The following is a 17,397-nucleotide window of genomic DNA, read 5'->3' on the forward strand; positions in this document are numbered from 1 at the left end:
GGCGTAAAAAGTTGCGAACGAAAGCGAGAAAGAAGAAACTAGACAAGGGATCGGCATTGGTCACGACGTTCGGCGTCATGACTCTTCTTGCCGTGGCGGCAGCCAGCTATGTCGAGAGCTCCTCGGCGACGATCCGACAGTCTCGGCACGCCCAGCGCGACTTACAGACCACGCACCTTTGCGAAGCGGGCGTCATGTCCGTGCAGCGTGTTCTTTGGCGCCCCTTCCGACTGTCGCAGAAATTCACGGAGATCTCCGAGGCGTGCGCAGGCGCCAGCCTAGGCGACGAAAAGGCGGTCCAGTCCGGAGAGATCGCGTCCGTGGGCCGCTTCGTGGCCGGCGTCGTGGACTACCAGCAGGCCACCCCCTATCTGGCGGTGGTCACGATCCGCGCCGTGGGTTATCTGGACACCAACAAAAACGGCCAGCTCGACGAGAACGAGCCCTTCAAGGAAGTCCGCGCGGTGACCAGGTACGAACTGGCAAGAAGCAAGGTTTTCGATTACACCTACTTCATCAACAATTACGGGTGGATGGACGGCTTCAGGGAGACGGACCTTATCGTGAACGGCGATATGCGGGCCAATGGTAACTTCGACTTCTTGAACGGGTCGCCAACCGTCAACGGCTCGGTCTACGCAGCCGCGAACGAGAGGTTGGACCCGCCCGCTTCCGGCTTCATCAATACGCCGCCGGTCAAGTGGACCGACAACACCTATTCCAACGCCAGGAACAACAACGGCACTGCGTTCCGCGAGCGGTGGCGCCCGGTCTATAGCTCCGGTTCGCACGGAAGCCCAGGTGAAGCGAAGTTCGAGAAGTACCGCGACATGGTCTTCAAGTCGCAAGCCGCCATGCTCTCGAGCTACGAGGTGAACGGGGCCATGGTCGCTCCCGGCGCCTTCGGCGCGGTGGTCGCGGACGCTCGCGGTACGAGCGCCTGGAACCGCACTTCGACGAACTCCGACATCACCAAGACGGTGCTCGACTCGAAACCCACCAACGAGATCGCCATGCCCGATCTTTCCGACATCTCGCGGTACCAAGAGCTGAGCCAGAAGTTCAGCACGGAGCCTGGCACCTACCAGAAGCCGACTTATGCCGACGGCACGGCGAACCCGAACTACGGCCAGCCCGCTTACGTCGAGGTCTGGAACTCTTCGACCAATGCCTACCAGAGGCTGAGCAACTCCAACGGTCGCATCGCGGGTTCCGCGGTTTTGGTCGGGACGTCCGACCGCCCGATCAAGATCTACGGTCCGGTGACGGTAGACCAGGACGTCGTGATCAAGGGGTTCGTCCAAGGTCAAGGCACTCTCTACACGGGTCGGAACGTGCACGTCGTCGGTTCGGTCCGCTATAAGAACGGCCCGAACTTCCTGGGAGACCCCGAGGCGGCTGACCTGGCGAACGAGAAGCGCGACATGCTCGGCCTGGCTGCCCGAGGCTCCGTCATCATGGGCGATAGTACGCGGTTCCAGAACCCGTACCCGCTCTACTACATGATGCCGCCCTTCACCAAGGGCCGCTACGACGAGAACAACAACTACATCCCGCCCTATAACGCGATGGACCGCGATTCCACGGGCCGCATGAAGTACCAGAGCGTCGTCAGCGACGAGACGATCCGTAACTTGACCGAAGGCGTCAACCAGGTCGACGCGATCATGTATACGAACTTCGTCGGAGGAGGCAACGTCGGCATGAGCGGCGGAGGCTTCGCCTTGAATGGCACGATCGTCAGCAAGGACGAGGCCATCGTCGGCTGGAGCCTGCCCATCCGAATGAACTACGACAACCGCATCCGAGAGCGGGGCCCTGACCAGCCGCCGCTCATCGACCTGAACTTGCCGCGCCAGCCAACAACCTTGCGCAGCACGTGGCAGGACCGCGGGTTCCACGATGGAAGAGAAAGCTAAGGGGAGAACAAGGGAGGTGAATGCCATGAAGAACACCAAGATCCAGGCTCTATTGGCCGTGATAGTGCTGGCGGCGAGCGCGAGCGCGTTCGTCGAAGACAAGCCGAAAGGTGCCCAGTTCCAGCCGGAGCACAGCCAGGAGGCCGTCGCACAACAGCAGAAACTGACCGGCACCGTGCCGATCGTCGGCGAAGTGGGCGGGGAAGTCAGCTCGGAGTATGTCCTCGAACCTGACGCGGGCTTCGGTGCCGCGGACCTGAACAAGGCGGGCAACGAAACGGACAAGGCGACCTTGAAGAAGGCGCAGAACCGGGCGAAGCCGCAAGGCGGCCCCCCCGTATGGTTGGGGTTCATCGCCCTCGGCGTCAGCCTCACGGCCGTGTTCGCCTTCCGACACTATGCCAACCGCGTCGTGCCAGAAGTCGCTCGACGCCGGACGCGGAACAAGTAGGGGCCTGGTCGGCCCGATAGGCGAGCCTCGCCCTGGGAGCAGAATCCAGGGCGAGCTTTTTGTTCGCGCCCTGCGTAACGCCCGCCGCCCCCGTCCTGTACCTGCCAAGAGAGATGCCGACCATGCTGCGCGCCTTCCTGCTGGTCTACCAAGACCGGACCCTGCGCTCTTATGTCTGGCGCCCCCTCCTATTCTCGGCCCTTGCCTACTTGGCCCTGTTGCTCGCCGGATTTGCGGTGCTGGTGCCTTGGCTCGCACACCTGGCCGAGACCTCCGGCCTGCCTGGCGCCGTCGGTTGGATCGGAGGCACGGTCGTGCTCGGGGTGGCGTGGTTCTTCCTTTCCGGGCCGATCTTCTTAGTGATGGCGAACTTGTTCTCGGCCTTTCTTTGGGAACCGCTCAGCCGTCGCGTGGAGGAGAGGCTCTATGGCCGGGCGGAAGGTGCCGCCCCGACTTGGCCGATGCTCCTTCAAGACCTTGCCTTCCGGATGCCGACCACGGTCATGGCGGCTTTGGCGGTGGCCGTCTTCGGCACAGGCTGCTTCGGCCTGGTGGCGGTCGTGGTCGCAGGTTGGATGGGTCTGAACGATTACACTTCGCCGGCCTTTGCCCGGCGGGGGGTGGTCTTCCCGCGGCAGGCGTTCGCCGCCCTGCGCTGCCAGAACTCCTGGACTCTCTGGCTGCTCGGCGGGGCGTCGAGCCTCCTGCCGTTCCTGAACGTCTTGCTCGTCCCTGGCTGGGTCGCGATGGGCACGGTGATGTGCCGAGAGTCGGCCAACCCCGCAAGTCGGCCGCCCGTCCTCCCGCCAAGGCCGTAAAATCGGGCTATGTTCGAAGGCGAGCCCCTGAACGGAAGGTTTGGCGAGTTTGGCGGGCGGTATGTGCCCGAGACCCTCGTGCCTGCCCTAGAGGAGCTTGCCGAGGCCTTCAGGAAGGCCTGGAACGACACGGGCTTCCGGGCCGAGTTCGACCGGCTGGCCCACGACTACGTTGGTCGTCCGACGCCCCTCACCGAAGCCCCCCGCATCAGCGAGGCCACCGGTCTGCAGGTCTCCGTGAAAAGGGAAGACCTCTGCCACACCGGCGCCCACAAAATCAACAACGCGGTCGGCCAGTGCCTCCTGGCGAAGCGAATGGGCAAGAAGCGGATCATCGCGGAGACCGGGGCAGGGCAGCACGGCGTCGCCACGGCCACGGTCTGTGCCCTCTTCGGGCTCCAGTGCGAGGTCTACATGGGCGAGGAGGACTGTGCCCGGCAGGAGCTCAACGTCTTCCGCATGCGGCTCTTAGGGGCCGAGGTCGTGCCGGTCTCGAGCGGCACCAAGACCCTCAAGGACGCCCTCAACGAAGCGATGCGTGATTGGGTGACCAACGTTCGGGACACCCACTACGTCATCGGGACGGCCGCCGGGCCCCACCCTTACCCCTGGATGGTCCGGGAGTTCCAGGCCGTGATTGGGAACGAGGCCCGCGCCCAGTACCTGGAGCGTCACGGCCGGCTCCCGGATGTCGGGATCGCCTGCGTCGGGGGCGGCTCGAACGCGATCGGCTTCTACCACGCCTTCGTGCCGGACCCCGTCCGGCTTCTGGGCATCGAGGCTGGAGGGCTCGGGGTCGCCACCGGCAGCCACGCCGCGCCCCTGACCGCGGGCTCCCCCGGCGTGCTCCACGGCTCCTACAGCTACATCATGCAGGATGAAGACGGCCAGATCCTGCCCACCCACAGCGTCTCCGCCGGCTTGGACTACCCCGGGGTCGGGCCGGAGCACTCGCACCTGCGCGATACCGGCCGGGTGGAGTACTCGGCGGTCACCGACGAGGAAGCGCTCGACGCCTTCCAGCGGGTGGCGCGGCTAGAAGGCCTCATCCCAGCGTTCGAATCCTCCCATGCCTTCGCCCCCCTTTTCCGCCCCGGCTTCTTGCCCGCAGGCAGCCGCGTCCTCGTCAACCTGAGCGGGAGAGGCGACAAGGACATGGAACGCGCGGCCCAGCTTCTCGGCTACGGGCACTCCAAACGGGCCGACTAATCCCGCATTCGGTTTCCACGAATTGGGTATCCCCGCAGGGTGCAGGCGGGTTTGGACGTCGCCGTCCTTGGCGTGACGGGTGCGGTCGGTCGAGAGTTTCTCGAATTGTTCGAAAGACGACGTTTCCCTCTTCGGAGGCTGGTGCCGCTCGCCAGCGCCCGTTCTGCGGGATCGAAAGTGACCTGCGCGGGGCAGGAGTGGACCGTCCAAGAGCCATCTGCAGAGGCGTTTCGCGGCATCGACGTGGGCTTCTTCTCGGCGGGGGCGTCCCGCTCCCGTGAGTGGGCGCCGGTCGCGGTGGGGGAGGGGGCGACCATCGTCGACAACTCCAGCGCCTTCCGCATGGAACCGGATGTTCCGCTGGTCGTGCCGGAAGTCAACTTCTGCGCGATACCCGATGGTTGCCGACTCATCGCAAACCCGAATTGTTGCACCATCGTGCTCCTTATGGCGGTGGCCCCGCTTTGCCAACTCGGCCAGGTTCAACGGCTCGTCGTGAGCACCTATCAGAGCGCTAGCGGGGGCGGCGCGGCCATGATGGAGGACCTCGTTTCCCAAACCCGAAGGAGCCTTGACGGTGTGGATTCCACACCGAGTTTCACCCGCCATCCCTATGCCTTCAACCTCTTCAGCCACGACTCCGCAGTCCGGCCGGACGGCGAGAACGAAGAGGAAGCGAAGATCGTCGCGGAGACTCAGAAGATTTTGGGCCGCCCCGACCTTGGCGTCAACGTGACGTGCGTCCGCGTTCCAGTGCTCCGCGCCCACACGGAGTCCGTCACGGTCGAGTTTGCCGAGCCTGGCCCTACTGAGGACCAGGTTCGCGAGTGCCTGCAGAACGCGCCGGGAGTCCGCATCGTGGACGACCGTGAGAGAAACCACTTCCCAATGCCGGTGGAAGCGAGCGGGATCGACGAGGTCTTGGTCGGCCGTATTCGGCGCGATCCCAGCCATCCCTCCGCGATGCGTTTCTTGGTGTCGGGCGACCAACTCCTGAAGGGTGCCGCCCTGAACGCAGTCCAGATCGCCGAAAGGCTCCTGGCCGAGGGCCGGCTCCGGTCGGGCGCGCTTAGCGGGCAGGGAAGCTAGGCGAGCAGGCCGATAGGCTTCGGATCGAGCCCGGGGAAGACGGTCTGCATTGGCACAGGCCGTAACCTGCCCCGGACGACCTCGGCGAGCACGTCCCGATAGTCGGTCGTCACCAGCAGGTCTCCCGGCTCAGTCTGTCGGCTCTTGGCCAGCCCCGGCCAGGTCCCATGCACGCGCCCCCCGGCCAATCGGTCGCCGAAGAGCAGCATGCAGCCCCCGCGCCCGTGGTCGGTTCCAAAGCCGGAGTTCTCCTCGATCCTGCGGCCGAACTCCGACATCACCACCGTTGTGACCCGGATCGATTCCCCTCCAAGATCCTTGTGGAAGGCGGCAAGCGAGGTTCCGACGTCCTTTAGGAGTCCGAACAGCCAGCCCTCCGATGTGCCTTGAGTGATGTGGCTGTCCCAGCCGAGGGACTCCAGACAGGCGACCTCCAGCCCGAGCCGGTTCTTGACCAGGAACGCGACCTGTTTGAAGGCGCGGCCGAGGTCGGTTTCTGGGTACGGCGCCTCGGGCCGATAACCGTGGGGATCGGCCGCGCGCAGGGCGTCCAGAACCGCTAACGTTTCTCGGCCCGCCTCCGAGATGGCATCGCTGCCCATGGCATAAAGTCCACTGAGGGCCTTCAGAAGGCGTGTGCGGTCCACACCCTCCGGCGTCGCCATGCCGTATTCGGCGAGGTTCGGGATGGTGACCGCAGAAGGCGCGCCGGCAAGCATGTCGGGCCGCGTGCCCGAGAACGCGACCGCCCGCAAAGGCGAGTCTGAACCTCGGGTGGACTCAAGGTATCGGGCGATCCAGCCGCCGCGAGCCGAGTCCGCGTTCGCGAAACTGCCGCTTTCCATGAGGCTCATCGCCTCGAAATGGGAGTGGGTCGAATCGCCCGAGCCTGCCGCGTGGACCACCGCCATGCGCCCTTCACGAAACTCAGGGAGCAGGGGCTCCAACGCCCGGTTCATCCCGAAGAATCCGTCCAGGTCCAGCAGCCGTTCGCCTTCCGCGTGGCCCCGGTCATTCGGGTTCCTAAGGGCCAGCGACGGCCTCGCGCGGAAGTACTCGTCGTCACCATAGGGAGCGATGACGTTGAGCGCGTCGGCCCCGCCCCGAAGGAAGAGGACGACGAGGACATGGCCCTCTTCGCCACCCTTGCGGAAGGCGGCCTGGGCGAGCCCGCTTCGGGCCGTGAACAAAGTCAGGCCGGTCAGGCCGAGGGCAAGCATGTCGCGACGGGCCAGAACGGGGCGGTCCAGCCGTCCATAACCGTCGCAATAGCAGGGGCCGCCTATTTCCATTGGAACTCCGGTGAGGCGAGGCAAAGGGCCACGGCCTCGGCGTCAGCCAGGCCGTGGGAGGAGAGATCGACCGCGGCGTCTGGCCCCAGGATAAGGTCGGTCCAGGGAGCGTGGCCCGTCCGCCGGGCGAGCCGTGTCAAGTCCACCGAGCAACCCGCCACTTTGCCATGGGCGAGCTCGATCGCGAAGTTCCAACGGGCGAGGAGCGTCCCGCTCCAGGAACCGGTGTCCAAGGGGTAGCCGTCTGGCATAGGCCAAAGGAATGGCGACTGCCCCATCTTGGCCAGGTGGTCGAGTGCAGCGGTGCCCTCGACCGAAGCGTCGAGAGAGCGCAATGCGCTCGCGACGTAGTCGAAAGGCCGCTTCAATACGGGCATCGCCGACCAGAAAGGTTCCGAGTCATAGACCGCGCGGACCAGGGCCTTGGTGTCGCCGTCCGACCGCAAGAACGCCTTCTCCACAGCAGGGGCCACCTCTGGCCAGGCATCCCCGCAGAAGTAGCGGGCGAACTTCCGGGAGACGTTGCGGGCCGTGGCGGGGTGGCGCACCAGGATCTCGAGGACGCGGTCGCCATCGGCGATGCCACCTCCGGCGGGAACCACCTCGCCCAGAACGCGCTTCTCGCCGTCGTCATGGAGGGCTTCGTCGAACTTGAACGCGCCCTTGGGGCGGAGGAACCCGCGCTCTTCGGTCCAGCCCGTGAAGCACCGGGCGACCTCCATGACGTCGCGCTGCGTATAGCCGCCGTCGACGCCGAGCGTGTGGAGCTCAAGCAGTTCGCGGGCGTAGTTCTCGTTGGGGTGGCGCGCGTTGCTGGCTTGTTGGTCCAGGTAGACCAGCATCGCGGAGCTGCGGGCGCTGGCCCGGAGGAGGTTCCCGAAGCTGCCCAGCGCGTTCTCCCGGACCACCGTCCGATCGTCAAGAGGCTTGCGATAGGCGCCGAGGCCCTTGTCCGCATTGATGTTGAAGTGGTCGCTCCAGAACTCGGCGAGCCTTTCTCGGAGCTGCCAGGGCGAGTGGACGGCCCGCACCAGGGCGGCGTATTGCATCTGTTGCAGGATCCGCTTCTTGGGCCAGTCGCGAAGCTCCCAGGGGCCAAGGTGGAAGATCTCCAGCCGACCGATCCGTTCCGCGACGGCGCCCTCGTCGCCCAGGGGCGCGGCAAGTTGCCCCTCGAGCCACGCCTTTTCACCGCCCTTACGCATTGCTGCCAGCTCGCCTGGACGTGCGCCAAACCCGAACCTGTTGGCGAGACGGACGGCGCGGTCGTCTTCCCGGGTCGGTGGCTTGAGGGGCGTCTCCGCCGTAAGCCATTCGCCGGCGCGGCCACAGCCCGCCGCGAGCAGCCCTGCGCCGCCGAGCGTGGCCAGTGCCTGCCGCCGAGAAAGGCTCAACTCGCCTCCGGGACCGTTCCTATGGCCGAGACTTTCGGCACAAGCAAGGCCTTCAAAGCGGCTCCCACGCCTAAGAAGAGCATGAACGGGGTGAGGAGCATCCAGCCAATGAAGGGAACGCCGAGCGCGCCGATCAGGGCCGACCCGGCGATGACGGTCGCGCCCAGGGGCGAGAGTCCAGGGTTGGCGCCCCGCACCCGGGCCGCCACGACCCGGACCAGGCCGCTCAGGCCGAAGACGGCGAGCAGGAACCAGCCGATAACCAGGGCAGCGCCCAACGCGCGGGCGACCGGCAAGGGCAGGTTCGCCACGACGATAGAGAGCAGAAGCAGCGGACCGCCCACCAGCAGGCCGGTGAAGAAGGTCTGCCAAGGCCTGTTCTCCATGGCTTGGGCAGCCACGGCCGTCCGGGCAGGGGCAAGGAGCGTCGCGGCGACGAAGGCCGCCAACAGGGTCGCGGCGGTGCCGAGGATCAGCAGCGCGGTTGCGAAAACGTCGCCAAGGGTCAACATCGGTTTGGCTCCTTAACGAACGTGATATGCGACCTGGACCGCGCCAGCAAGACCCAATCGTGCGCAATGGGCCGGTTGGAAGCCGAAATCGGGCCGAGGGGCCCAGGCCGCATCCCGGAGGGGAAGGGAGTGGTAGCGACGCGCGGACTTGAACCGCGGACCTACCGGGTATGAACCGGTCGCTCTAACCAACTGAGCTACGTCGCCTTGCCGAGCCCTTCATTGTGACACGGGGACTGGAATCTCATTTCGGTCCCTCCCGCGGGTTCACGGGCAAGGACTGCCTCGCCGCACGGTCGCGACGACCATAATGGGGCGGTGGCAGAGGTCTTCGTCCGCGGTCTTGAGTTTTATGCGTTCCACGGCGTCAGTGGGGCAGAACAGGCGATCGGCCACCGGTTCCGGGCGGCGGTGAGCGTGAAGTTGGAACCGAACGCGGCCGTGAGCGACGACGTTCGGGAGACGGTGGACTACGGGGCCCTTGCCGCCTTTGCCTTGAAGTTGAGCGCGGAGAGCCGTTTCCGAACCCTTGAAGCCTTCGCCAACGCCTATTGCGACGCGGTCCTGGAGGCTTTTCCCGCCGTCGAGGAGGTCGACATCGAGATTGAAAAAGTCGCCCCGCCCCTGCCCGTCATCGCCGAATCGGTAGGGATTCGGATGGGGAAAAAGCGGCAACAAGCCCGCCCGCAGGTGCCGGACGACATCGTATGAGCTTCGCGGCACGTAAAGGAAGGGGAGTGGGCAAGATTCTGCTGGCGGCGCCGAGGGGCTTTTGTGCCGGGGTGTCCTACGCGATCGAGATCGTGGATTTGGCCTTGAAGGCACACGGCGCGCCGATCTATGTGCGGCACGCGATCGTCCACAACGAATGGGTCGTGCGCTCGTTTGAACAGCGCGGGGTCGTCTTCGTCGAGGACATCGGCGAGGTTCCTCCCGGGGCCGTCGTGGTCTTTTCCGCCCATGGCGTCTCGCCCACCGTCCGACAGGAAGCGCAAGAGCGCGGCCTGAACATCATCGACGCCACCTGCCCGCTCGTCACGAAGGTCCACAACGAGGCGCGGCGCTTCGCGGAGAAGGGCTACCTGATGGTCTATATCGGCCACGCGGGCCACGTTGAGGCGGAGGGGACAATGGGCGAGGCCCCCGACCGCATGGTGCTGGTCGAAACCCCTGAGGATGCCGAACGGTTAGTGCTGCCTCCCCACGACCGGCTCGCCGTCGTCACCCAAACGACCCTGAGCGTGGACGAGGTGGACGCGACGATGGCCGTCCTTCGCCGCCGATTCCCGCACATCGAGACTCCCGGCAAGGAGGATATCTGCTACGCGACCACAAACCGCCAAGCCGCGGTGAAGGCCCTGGCCCAGGAATGCGGGCTCGTCGTGGTCGTGGGATCCCAAACGTCTTCGAATTCGAACCGGCTTCGCGAGGTGGCGATGCAGTGCGGCGCGGAGGCGGTCCTCATCATGCAGCCGGACGAGCTTCAGCCCGAACTGGTGGCGCGGCACGAGGTGATCGGCGTGACGAGCGGGGCCTCGACGCCCGAGTCCCTGGTCGAAGCCATCGTCGGGCGGCTCATGGAACTGAAGCCGGGCTCGGAGCTTGGCGTGCTGGAAACGGTTCGAGAAGAAGTCGAGTTCCGCCCTCAACGAACGCTGGTCCAGCTCGCGATGGCTAAGAGCTAAAGGCTTAGACCTCGGTATAGGTCTCGAACGGATCGGGCATCTCGATGTAAACGTGCCGGTCCAGGGCCACGCCCGACCAGTCGAACATATAGACTTTTCCCGGCCCGCGTTCTAGCACGCGCTTGACCAGTTTTGCCCTTCCCGCGGCACGCGTGTCCTTTGGAGGTTCCACCATGCCGTCCAGGATGTCGAGGTCTTCGATAAAGCGCTTGCCGGGTTGGGCGTAAAAGAGCGACTTGTCAGGGTCAATGTTGTGGTATTCCAGGTCGACCGAGTGCAGGGCGTCGTCGCCCCATTCCAGCCCTTCTTGCTTCCGGTATTCCTCGACGATCGAAAGCTTGTTGACCCAGTCGATGCGGTCGGCAAGGTCCAGCGGATTTTTCTCGAGCCCATCGAGGATCGAGGCCCACTCGTCCAGCGTCCAGTCCGTGTCGTCACTGTCGCCCCGGTAGCGCTCGGCCATCTCCAAGTAGCGGCGTTGGACTTCGATGGCCGTCGTGGCGGATCCGTCGCACATCGTGACGGGCCACTCGTAGTCCTGGTCGCGGCTCACTTCCCGCAGGGCCGAGACCGGATCGGCCAATTGCCAATCCTCAGGGACCAGCCCGTCTTCGACGAGCCGCAAGACCAACGAGGTCGTGCCGACCTTTAGGGCATAAGCAAACTCGTTCTGGTTCGATTCGCCGAACAAGATGTGGAGTCGGTGCATTCCCTCGTGAGCATAGAAGTGTTCCCACTTTGGATTGATGATTGCGCGGTTAAATCGCACGCGCGAAGCAATCGTTTTTAAGATATGGTCGGCCCGCTGGCTTAACTGGAAACGGATCCCCGAGTCGCTATAGACGTTATAGACTTGGCTGACCCAAATGTAGTCGATCGGGTTCTCGTTCATATCCCGGACTTTCGGCCGTCCTCCCGGCGAAAGCACGTGGCCCCCGACCCGCCCGACGCCCGCGAAGATTTGGCGGGTCACAAGGAAGGCGTAAAGAAGCGGGGCCTTGTGGCTAAAAAAGTCCTCGCTCATCCGAACGAGATAGTTCTCGTGGCACCCGAAGGTATGGCCTCCGAAGTGGTCCACCGAGTTGTTGTAGACGTCCACCTCGTCCTGCAGTCCCGTCTCGCGGACGGCCCGCACGATGATCCGCTGGCCCGCGCGGTCGTTGGCGACGATGTCCTTCAGTCGTCGGCACTCGGCCGTCGCATATTCCAGGTGCGAGCCGACCGCATCGATATAAAGCCGCCCGCCGTTCAGAAGGAAGCCGCCGGACTCCGCCGGCTCGAAGACCTCGTCCCTCGAATGGAGGTCGATGGCCCCAAGCCGCTGTTCGAAGAAAACGTGGTCCTTGACGGCTTCGACGACGGTCTCATAGGTCCCGACGCTCGACGCGGCCAGGGTCCCGAACTCCGTCTCCACGCCGAAAATTCGGTCGCCAGGGCGCCACCCCATCTAGCCTATTCTACGTCGGATCGCCGGAGAGGTGCGAGAGAACACGGCTATTGTTCTTTCCACATTCCGCCGAAAATCTCCCTAGCCTAGGGGCTTTATGCCTCTATCTTAACCTGGAGACAACGACCGTGAGCCTTCGGATCAACACGAACATCCCTGCTCTGACCGCCATGCGCCACCTCGGGATGACGGACGCCATGATGCAGGATTCCGTCACTCGACTTTCGACGGGGCTTCGGATCAACTCGGCCGGGGACGACCCTGCCGGGCTCATCATCAGCGAAGGTCTGCGCACGCAAATCAAGAGCATCGAACAAGCAGCGAGGAACACCCAGGACGCCGTAAACATGACTCGGACGGCCGAGGCGGCGATGGAAGAAATCTCGACGCTGTTGCGGGACATCCGCTCCCTGGCCGTCCACGCGTCCAACACGGCGACCGTCGACGCCGCGCAGCTAGAAGCCGACCAGAGTCAGATTCGCTCGACCATCGATTCGATCAACCGCATCGCCAGCCAAACCTCTTGGGGCACGAAGAAGCTGCTGAACGGCAGTGCGGGCATTAGTACGAACGTGGTCCGGAACGACCTCGTTTCGAGCCTCTATATCGGCAGCGAGTTCGGTGGGGAAGTGGTGCGGACGGGCGTGGTCAACATGAACCAGACGACCGCGGCCTCGCAGACCACGACCGGCCCGCTTTCCCAGACCTTCGCCGGCACGGGCTCGACGCTCGCCGCAGGCACGTTCGTCATCAACGGCTATGGCTTCAACGTGCAAAACGGGGATACGCTCTCGAACGTCGTGGCCATGATCAACGTGGCAAGTAATAATACGGGTGTCTCGGCCTCGCTAGGCGCTGGTAACGCGGTCGTCCTGACCTCGACCAAGTTTGGCTCAAGATTCCCGATCAACTTCATGGACGCCAGTCCCGGCCTGCTGAACGGAGGCAACAGCGCAACCCCCGCGGTCGGAGCCGACGCGGTCTATGACGTGACGGTCCCGATCGAACCCACGGGCACGAAGACGGAGACCTTCACAGGCGGCCTTGGCACCCTAGACGACGGCCTTACGCTCACCTCGCCGTCTGGAAACCGAATGGTCGTCACTCCTGCGGGGAACGCGACCGCAGCCGCGACCGACATCGGCCAAGTCTATGTCGGCAGTATGCGCTTCCAAATCGGGGCGAACGCCAGCCAAGGCGTCACGTTCTCGATCCCGAACGTCGCCGCCGACCGCCTCGGGGTCGGCATCTTTTCCGGTGAGAGCCTCGCCACCCTGGACGTCCGTAGCCAGCAAGGCGCCCAGCGGGCGATGCAGATTATCGACACGGCCATTCAGCAGCTTGCCTCGCTGCGCGGCGATCTCGGTTCGTTCCAGAAGAACTTTCTGGAGTCGACCACGCGGTCCCTTGCGGTCTCGAAGGAGAACGTGACGGCGAGCGAAAGCGAGATCCGCGACGCGGACATCGCGAAGGAGATGACCGAGTTCACGAAGGTCCAGATCCTGCGCCAGAGCGGCATCTCCGTCCTCGCGCAGGCCTCGCGCGCGCCCCAGAGCGTCCTCCAGTTGCTGCAGCAGTAACCGCCGAAATCCCCGCACGAGACCGTTAGCGTTCCGTATAATGGACGTGTGGTCGCGTGGGGGGATTTTTCGTGAGAAGGGCTCTGGGCAAGGGCCTTTCCCAATGGCTGGAAGAAGAGCCGAGGCAAAAGGCAAAGCCCGCCAGTCCAAAGAAGAAGCCCGCGACAGAACAGGTTAACTCGGCAAACGAAGTATCCGTAGACCTTATTAAACCCAACCCTCGCCAGCCTCGGCACCACTTTGACGAGGCGGCGCTGCTGGAGCTCGCTTCTTCGATAAAGGAGCACGGAGTGGTTCAACCGCTCATCGTGCGGCCGATGCCGGAAGGCAAGTTCGAGCTCATTGCGGGCGAGCGCCGTCTGCGTGCGGCGCGTCTCGCGGGCCTCACTCGGGTGCCCGTGGTCACTCGCACGGCGGACGCCAAGCAGTCCCTCGAGATCGCCCTGATCGAGAACGTCCAACGTGAGGACGTGAACGCGATGGAGTGCGCCCGCGCCTACTACCAACTCGTCAACGAGTTCGGTCTGACCCAAGAGCAGGTCGGGCAGCGCATCGGCAAGACGCGTGCCGCGGTCGCGAACACTCTGCGCCTCTTCAAATTGCCGCCCGAGATCCAGCAGGCCATCGAGGCTGGGACGGTCAGCGAGGGGCACGCCCGGGCCTTGCTCATGGTGGAATCCCCCCTGCGCCAGGCCGCCCTCTTTCGGAGGATCGTCGCGGAAGGGCTGAGCGTGCGCCAGGCGGAACGGCTCGCCCGGGGCGAAGCCGAGCCTCCGACCGAACCAAGGGCCCCAAAGCCGCGGTCGGGCAGCTCGGCCGAATGGGTCGCCTTAGAAGGGGGCCTGCGGGAGTACTTCGGCGCCCCTGTGAACCTGGAGTCGAAAGAAGTCGGGGGCCGGCTGGTGGTCGAGTTCTACTCGGACGACGACCTTGCCCGCATCCTGGACATCCTCGGGCTCTCCTTGCCATGAGCCTCGGCATGGGCCGCAACGAGCGGGCCGGGCGTTAGGACGCCCGCCCGGCGGGGGCATACTCACAAGTCCCCGTGCTGCTCGGCGTCAACAACGTCCGCAAGCTTTTCGCCGCCGAAATCGTGCTCGACGGCGTGTCCTTTCGCATCGACCGGAAGGCGAAGGTGGCCTTGGTGGGTCGCAACGGGACGGGCAAGACAACGCTCCTCAAGATCATCACGGGCCAGTACGAACCGGACGGCGGTTCGGTGCATTTGGCACGGGGCGCGAAAGTCGGCTACCTGCGGCAGGAGCACGCGGTCGACGAAACGCGGACCGTGATCGAAGAAGCGCAGTCCGGCATCGCTGACCGTCTTGCCATGAAGGCCCGCCTGGAGGAACTGGAGGAGAGAATGGAGGGCGGCGCCAGCGAAGAGGACCTCGAAGAATACGCCCTGCTCCACGAGCACTTCCTGGAGAGCGAGGGTTACTCGGCGGAGACCGACGTCCGTGTGGTGCTCCAGCGCATGGGCTTCGAGGAGGCCGATTTTGACCGCAGCACGGCGGGACTGAGCGGGGGGGAGAAGACACGCCTCGCGATCGCACGGCTCCTCCTGGAAGAGCCCGACCTCCTGATCTTGGACGAGCCCACGAACCACCTGGACCTGCAGGCGACGGAATGGCTCGAGAGTTGGATCCGCCGCTATCACGGCGCTGTCCTGCTTGTGAGCCACGACCGCACATTCTTGGAGAACACGGCGGACGAAGTGGTCGAGATGCGGGACGGAAGGACCAAGCACTATCCCGCTGACTTCAAGAAGTACCTCCAGCTGCGGGCGGAGGACGAGGCGCGCCAGGCAGAAGTCGCGGCGCGGCAAGCCCAGGAGATCGCCAAGCTCGACGAATATGTCCGGCGGTTCATGAACAGCCAGCGCACGGCCCAGGCGCGCGGGCGGCTCAAGCAGATGGAGAAGCTGGCCGCCAACCAGGTCCACGCCCCGAAGCAGGAGAAGGGCATGGCGGCGGGCTTCGGCGCCACCCGGCGCTCGGGCGACGTCGCCATGGAGGCCAAGAACCTCGCCGTCGGCTTTCCGGGCGTGCAGCTCTATGGCGGCCTGGACTGGACGGTCCGATGGGGCGAGCGGTGGGGCGTGGTGGGCGAGAACGGGGCAGGGAAGTCGACCCTTATCAGAACCATGCTCGGGCTCCACGAGCCTTTAGGCGGCGAGTGCCGCCTCGGGGCGAACGTCGTCGTCGGTTACTTCCACCAGGACGTGAGCGACCTCGACGTCGAGATGACGCCGCTCGAGTTCATGGTCTATGAGTGCGGGATGGAGAGCCAGCCCGCGCGGGACCTGCTGGGCCGTTTCCTCTTCAGCGGGGACGACGTGATGCGCCCGATCCGTACCTTGAGCGGCGGAGAGAAGAACAAGCTGGTGCTCGCGCGGCTCACTCGCCTGAACCCGAATTTACTCGTCCTTGACGAGCCCACGAACCACTTGGACATGGCGAGCCGAGAGGCGCTGGCCGAGATCCTGCAGGAGTACAAGGGCACCCTGGTCCTCATCAGCCACGACCGGTGGCTGCTCACCCACGTGGCGGACCGCATTTTGGACGTTCGGCGGTCGGGGCCGCTGCTTTACCCGGGCGGCTTCGCCGATTATCGCAAGAAATCCCCCCTCCCCAAGCTTGGGGAGGGGGCAGGGGGAGGGGTTCGGAAAGCCCCCTCCCCTGGCAGGGGGGAGGGGGCTGGGAGTGGGAGTTCGGGTCTTACCACCGAACCGGACGCTCCGCGGCAGTTAACCCCCCGCGAGCTGAGCAAAGAGATCGCGCGGCTCGAGAAACTCGTCTCCGAGCTCGAAGACCAGGTGGCAGAAGACGAGACCGAGCTGAAGTCCATCGAGAAGCAACTCGCCGACTTGCCACCGACCGCCGACGTCTTCGACCTCTCCCGTCGGTACGAATCGCAGACAGAGCGGGTGGCGGCCAGCCTCTCCGCGTGGGAGGAGCAGTCCGTGCGCCTAGAGGCGTTGAAGGAGCAACAGGGCGTCGGCGTCAGCTTCCGGCCTCGGGACTAGCTCCCTTCGACGATTCCGAAGTACGCCTTGACTTCGGGCTTGAACCACGCGGCAAGGAGAGGGATGCAGACGGGGGCCAAGACGAGGCTCGCCGCTCCGAAGGCGATGTTCGCCATGTGGACCGACCAAGATTTCTTCGTCGCGGGGAGCCGCGGCAGGAAGAGCGTGGTGAATCCGAAGAAGAGGCCGACCGGCACGAACACCGCCCCGGTCAAGGCGGCGACAATCTGGGTCTGCGTCTCGAAGCCCTTGTTCTGGTAGACCACCAGCACTCCGATGGCGACGAGGGCGAAGTTCAGCGCCGCCAAGAGCACGCAATACGCTCGGTACCATCGGACGGCGGCAGGCACGGCCATAGTTTATCGTCGGCCCAGGGCTTCTAGCGCCTCTTTTTTCGGGGCCCTTAGCCTTGTTCCATCTCTCGGACCGTCCGCTCCAGTTCTTGCCACAGGGGCCGGTTGACGGAGGCCGGGATGGCTTCCAGAATGCGGCGGGACTGGCGGACGTAGCGGTCGAGCTTCTTTCCTTTCTTCGCCGTCTTGGCCTCGAGCAGGTTCGAGATCCGGTCGCTAAGCTTCACCTGTTGCGCCCGGTCGCTCATCTCTTTGACTTCCGCGAGAAGCATGTCCGCCCGGAGCTGCCACACCTCGTCCTTCGTGAGGCCGTCGGTCTGCCCGGGGCCGGGCTCTTCGCGCGTAAGCTCGCGGACGAGGTCGGAGACATCGCGACCGAACCTTGCTTCGATCTCCTCGTGGCTGGTCTCGGTCGCTTCGACCACGTCATGGAGCGCGGCGGCGCAGAGCAACGCCTCGTCCGTGACCCCGCCCGTGTGGCGCAACCGCCGCAGCACGTCGATCGGGTGCTCAAGGTAAGGAAGCGGGGTTTCACCGTCCCGCCACTGGCCAAAGTGCCTTTCTGCGGCAAAACGCACGGCTTCTTGAAGACGATCCATCCTGAGCTAAGCTTACGAGGG

The 17,397-nt window shown here is 64.8% G+C and carries 16 protein-coding genes and 1 tRNA gene; 10 read left to right on the forward strand and 7 right to left on the reverse strand.

The window, feature by feature from the left end; genetic code table 11:
- Positions 1–56 precede the first annotated feature (56 nt).
- Genes KF733_07455 through KF733_07475 form a run of 5 tightly spaced genes read left to right on the forward strand, consistent with a single transcriptional unit; the run spans position 57 to position 5,486 of the window.
- Entirely contained in the window at positions 57–1,919 is a 1,863-nt protein-coding gene (locus KF733_07455) for a hypothetical protein (protein ID QYK54841.1), read from the forward strand.
- 25 nt (positions 1,920–1,944) lie between these two features.
- Positions 1,945–2,370, forward strand: a complete 426-nt coding sequence (locus KF733_07460) for a hypothetical protein (GenBank protein ID QYK54842.1) — start codon at positions 1,945–1,947, stop codon at positions 2,368–2,370.
- Positions 2,371–2,429: 59 nt separating this feature from the next.
- On the forward strand, positions 2,430–3,188 hold the full coding sequence (locus KF733_07465) for an EI24 domain-containing protein (protein ID QYK54843.1): 759 nt from the start codon (positions 2,430–2,432) through the stop codon (positions 3,186–3,188).
- Between the two features lie 9 nt (positions 3,189–3,197).
- Positions 3,198–4,397, forward strand: coding sequence for a tryptophan synthase subunit beta (gene trpB, locus KF733_07470; GenBank protein QYK54844.1), 1,200 nt, complete (start codon positions 3,198–3,200; stop codon positions 4,395–4,397).
- A 51-nt stretch (positions 4,398–4,448) separates the two neighbouring features.
- The gene (locus KF733_07475; GenBank protein QYK54845.1) at positions 4,449–5,486 is read left to right on the forward strand and encodes an aspartate-semialdehyde dehydrogenase; all 1,038 of its coding nucleotides are present in this window, start codon (positions 4,449–4,451) and stop codon (positions 5,484–5,486) included.
- Here the strand turns inward: KF733_07475 and KF733_07480 are convergent.
- From KF733_07480 to KF733_07495, 4 genes are all read right to left on the reverse strand, one after another.
- Entirely contained in the window at positions 5,483–6,778 is a 1,296-nt protein-coding gene (locus tag KF733_07480; protein ID QYK54846.1) for a DUF1501 domain-containing protein, read from the reverse strand. The two genes, KF733_07475 and KF733_07480, sit on opposite strands and share 4 nt — an antisense overlap.
- Complete coding sequence (locus KF733_07485) at positions 6,769–8,172, reverse strand: DUF1800 domain-containing protein (protein ID QYK54847.1); 1,404 nt, start codon at positions 8,170–8,172, stop codon at positions 6,769–6,771. The genes KF733_07480 and KF733_07485 overlap by 10 nt, the downstream gene beginning before the upstream one ends.
- Complete coding sequence (locus KF733_07490; GenBank protein QYK54848.1) at positions 8,169–8,684, reverse strand: hypothetical protein; 516 nt, start codon at positions 8,682–8,684, stop codon at positions 8,169–8,171. Before KF733_07490 ends, KF733_07485 begins: the two co-directional genes overlap by 4 nt.
- Before the next feature lie 130 nt (positions 8,685–8,814).
- Positions 8,815–8,891 (reverse strand) — tRNA-Met (locus KF733_07495).
- A 111-nt stretch (positions 8,892–9,002) separates the two neighbouring features.
- On the opposite strand from KF733_07495, the gene folB reads away from it, so the two are divergent.
- Together folB and ispH are read left to right on the forward strand one after the other, a co-directional pair.
- Positions 9,003–9,395, forward strand: coding sequence for a dihydroneopterin aldolase (folB, locus tag KF733_07500; GenBank protein QYK54849.1), 393 nt, complete (start codon positions 9,003–9,005; stop codon positions 9,393–9,395).
- A 26-nt stretch (positions 9,396–9,421) separates the two neighbouring features.
- Complete coding sequence (gene ispH, locus KF733_07505) at positions 9,422–10,369, forward strand: 4-hydroxy-3-methylbut-2-enyl diphosphate reductase (GenBank protein ID QYK54850.1); 948 nt, start codon at positions 9,422–9,424, stop codon at positions 10,367–10,369.
- Positions 10,370–10,373: 4 nt separating this feature from the next.
- Here ispH and KF733_07510 read toward each other — a convergent pair whose 3' ends face one another.
- Positions 10,374–11,816, reverse strand: a complete 1,443-nt coding sequence (locus tag KF733_07510; protein QYK54851.1) for a proteasome accessory factor PafA2 family protein — start codon at positions 11,814–11,816, stop codon at positions 10,374–10,376.
- A gap of 128 nt (positions 11,817–11,944) precedes the next feature.
- On the opposite strand from KF733_07510, the gene KF733_07515 reads away from it, so the two are divergent.
- The 3 genes from KF733_07515 to KF733_07525 all read left to right on the forward strand — a co-directional run bounded on the left by KF733_07515 (position 11,945) and on the right by KF733_07525 (position 16,424).
- Positions 11,945–13,396, forward strand: coding sequence for a hypothetical protein (locus tag KF733_07515; GenBank protein QYK54852.1), 1,452 nt, complete (start codon positions 11,945–11,947; stop codon positions 13,394–13,396).
- A 56-nt stretch (positions 13,397–13,452) separates the two neighbouring features.
- On the forward strand, positions 13,453–14,367 hold the full coding sequence (locus KF733_07520; GenBank protein QYK54853.1) for a ParB/RepB/Spo0J family partition protein: 915 nt from the start codon (positions 13,453–13,455) through the stop codon (positions 14,365–14,367).
- A 74-nt stretch (positions 14,368–14,441) separates the two neighbouring features.
- Positions 14,442–16,424: an ABC-F family ATP-binding cassette domain-containing protein gene (locus KF733_07525; protein ID QYK54854.1), complete on the forward strand. Its 1,983-nt coding sequence runs from the start codon at positions 14,442–14,444 to the stop codon at positions 16,422–16,424.
- On the opposite strand, the gene KF733_07530 is transcribed toward KF733_07525, so the two are convergent.
- Entirely contained in the window at positions 16,421–16,774 is a 354-nt protein-coding gene (locus KF733_07530; GenBank protein ID QYK54855.1) for a hypothetical protein, read from the reverse strand. The genes KF733_07525 and KF733_07530 overlap by 4 nt on opposite strands.
- A gap of 53 nt (positions 16,775–16,827) precedes the next feature.
- Entirely contained in the window at positions 16,828–17,376 is a 549-nt protein-coding gene (locus KF733_07535; protein ID QYK54856.1) for a bifunctional (p)ppGpp synthetase/guanosine-3',5'-bis(diphosphate) 3'-pyrophosphohydrolase, read from the reverse strand.
- Between the last annotated feature and the right edge of the window lie 21 nt (positions 17,377–17,397).

The sequence above is a fragment of the Fimbriimonadaceae bacterium genome, assembly GCA_019454125.1.
Lineage (GTDB): Bacteria > Armatimonadota > Fimbriimonadia > Fimbriimonadales > Fimbriimonadaceae > JALHNM01.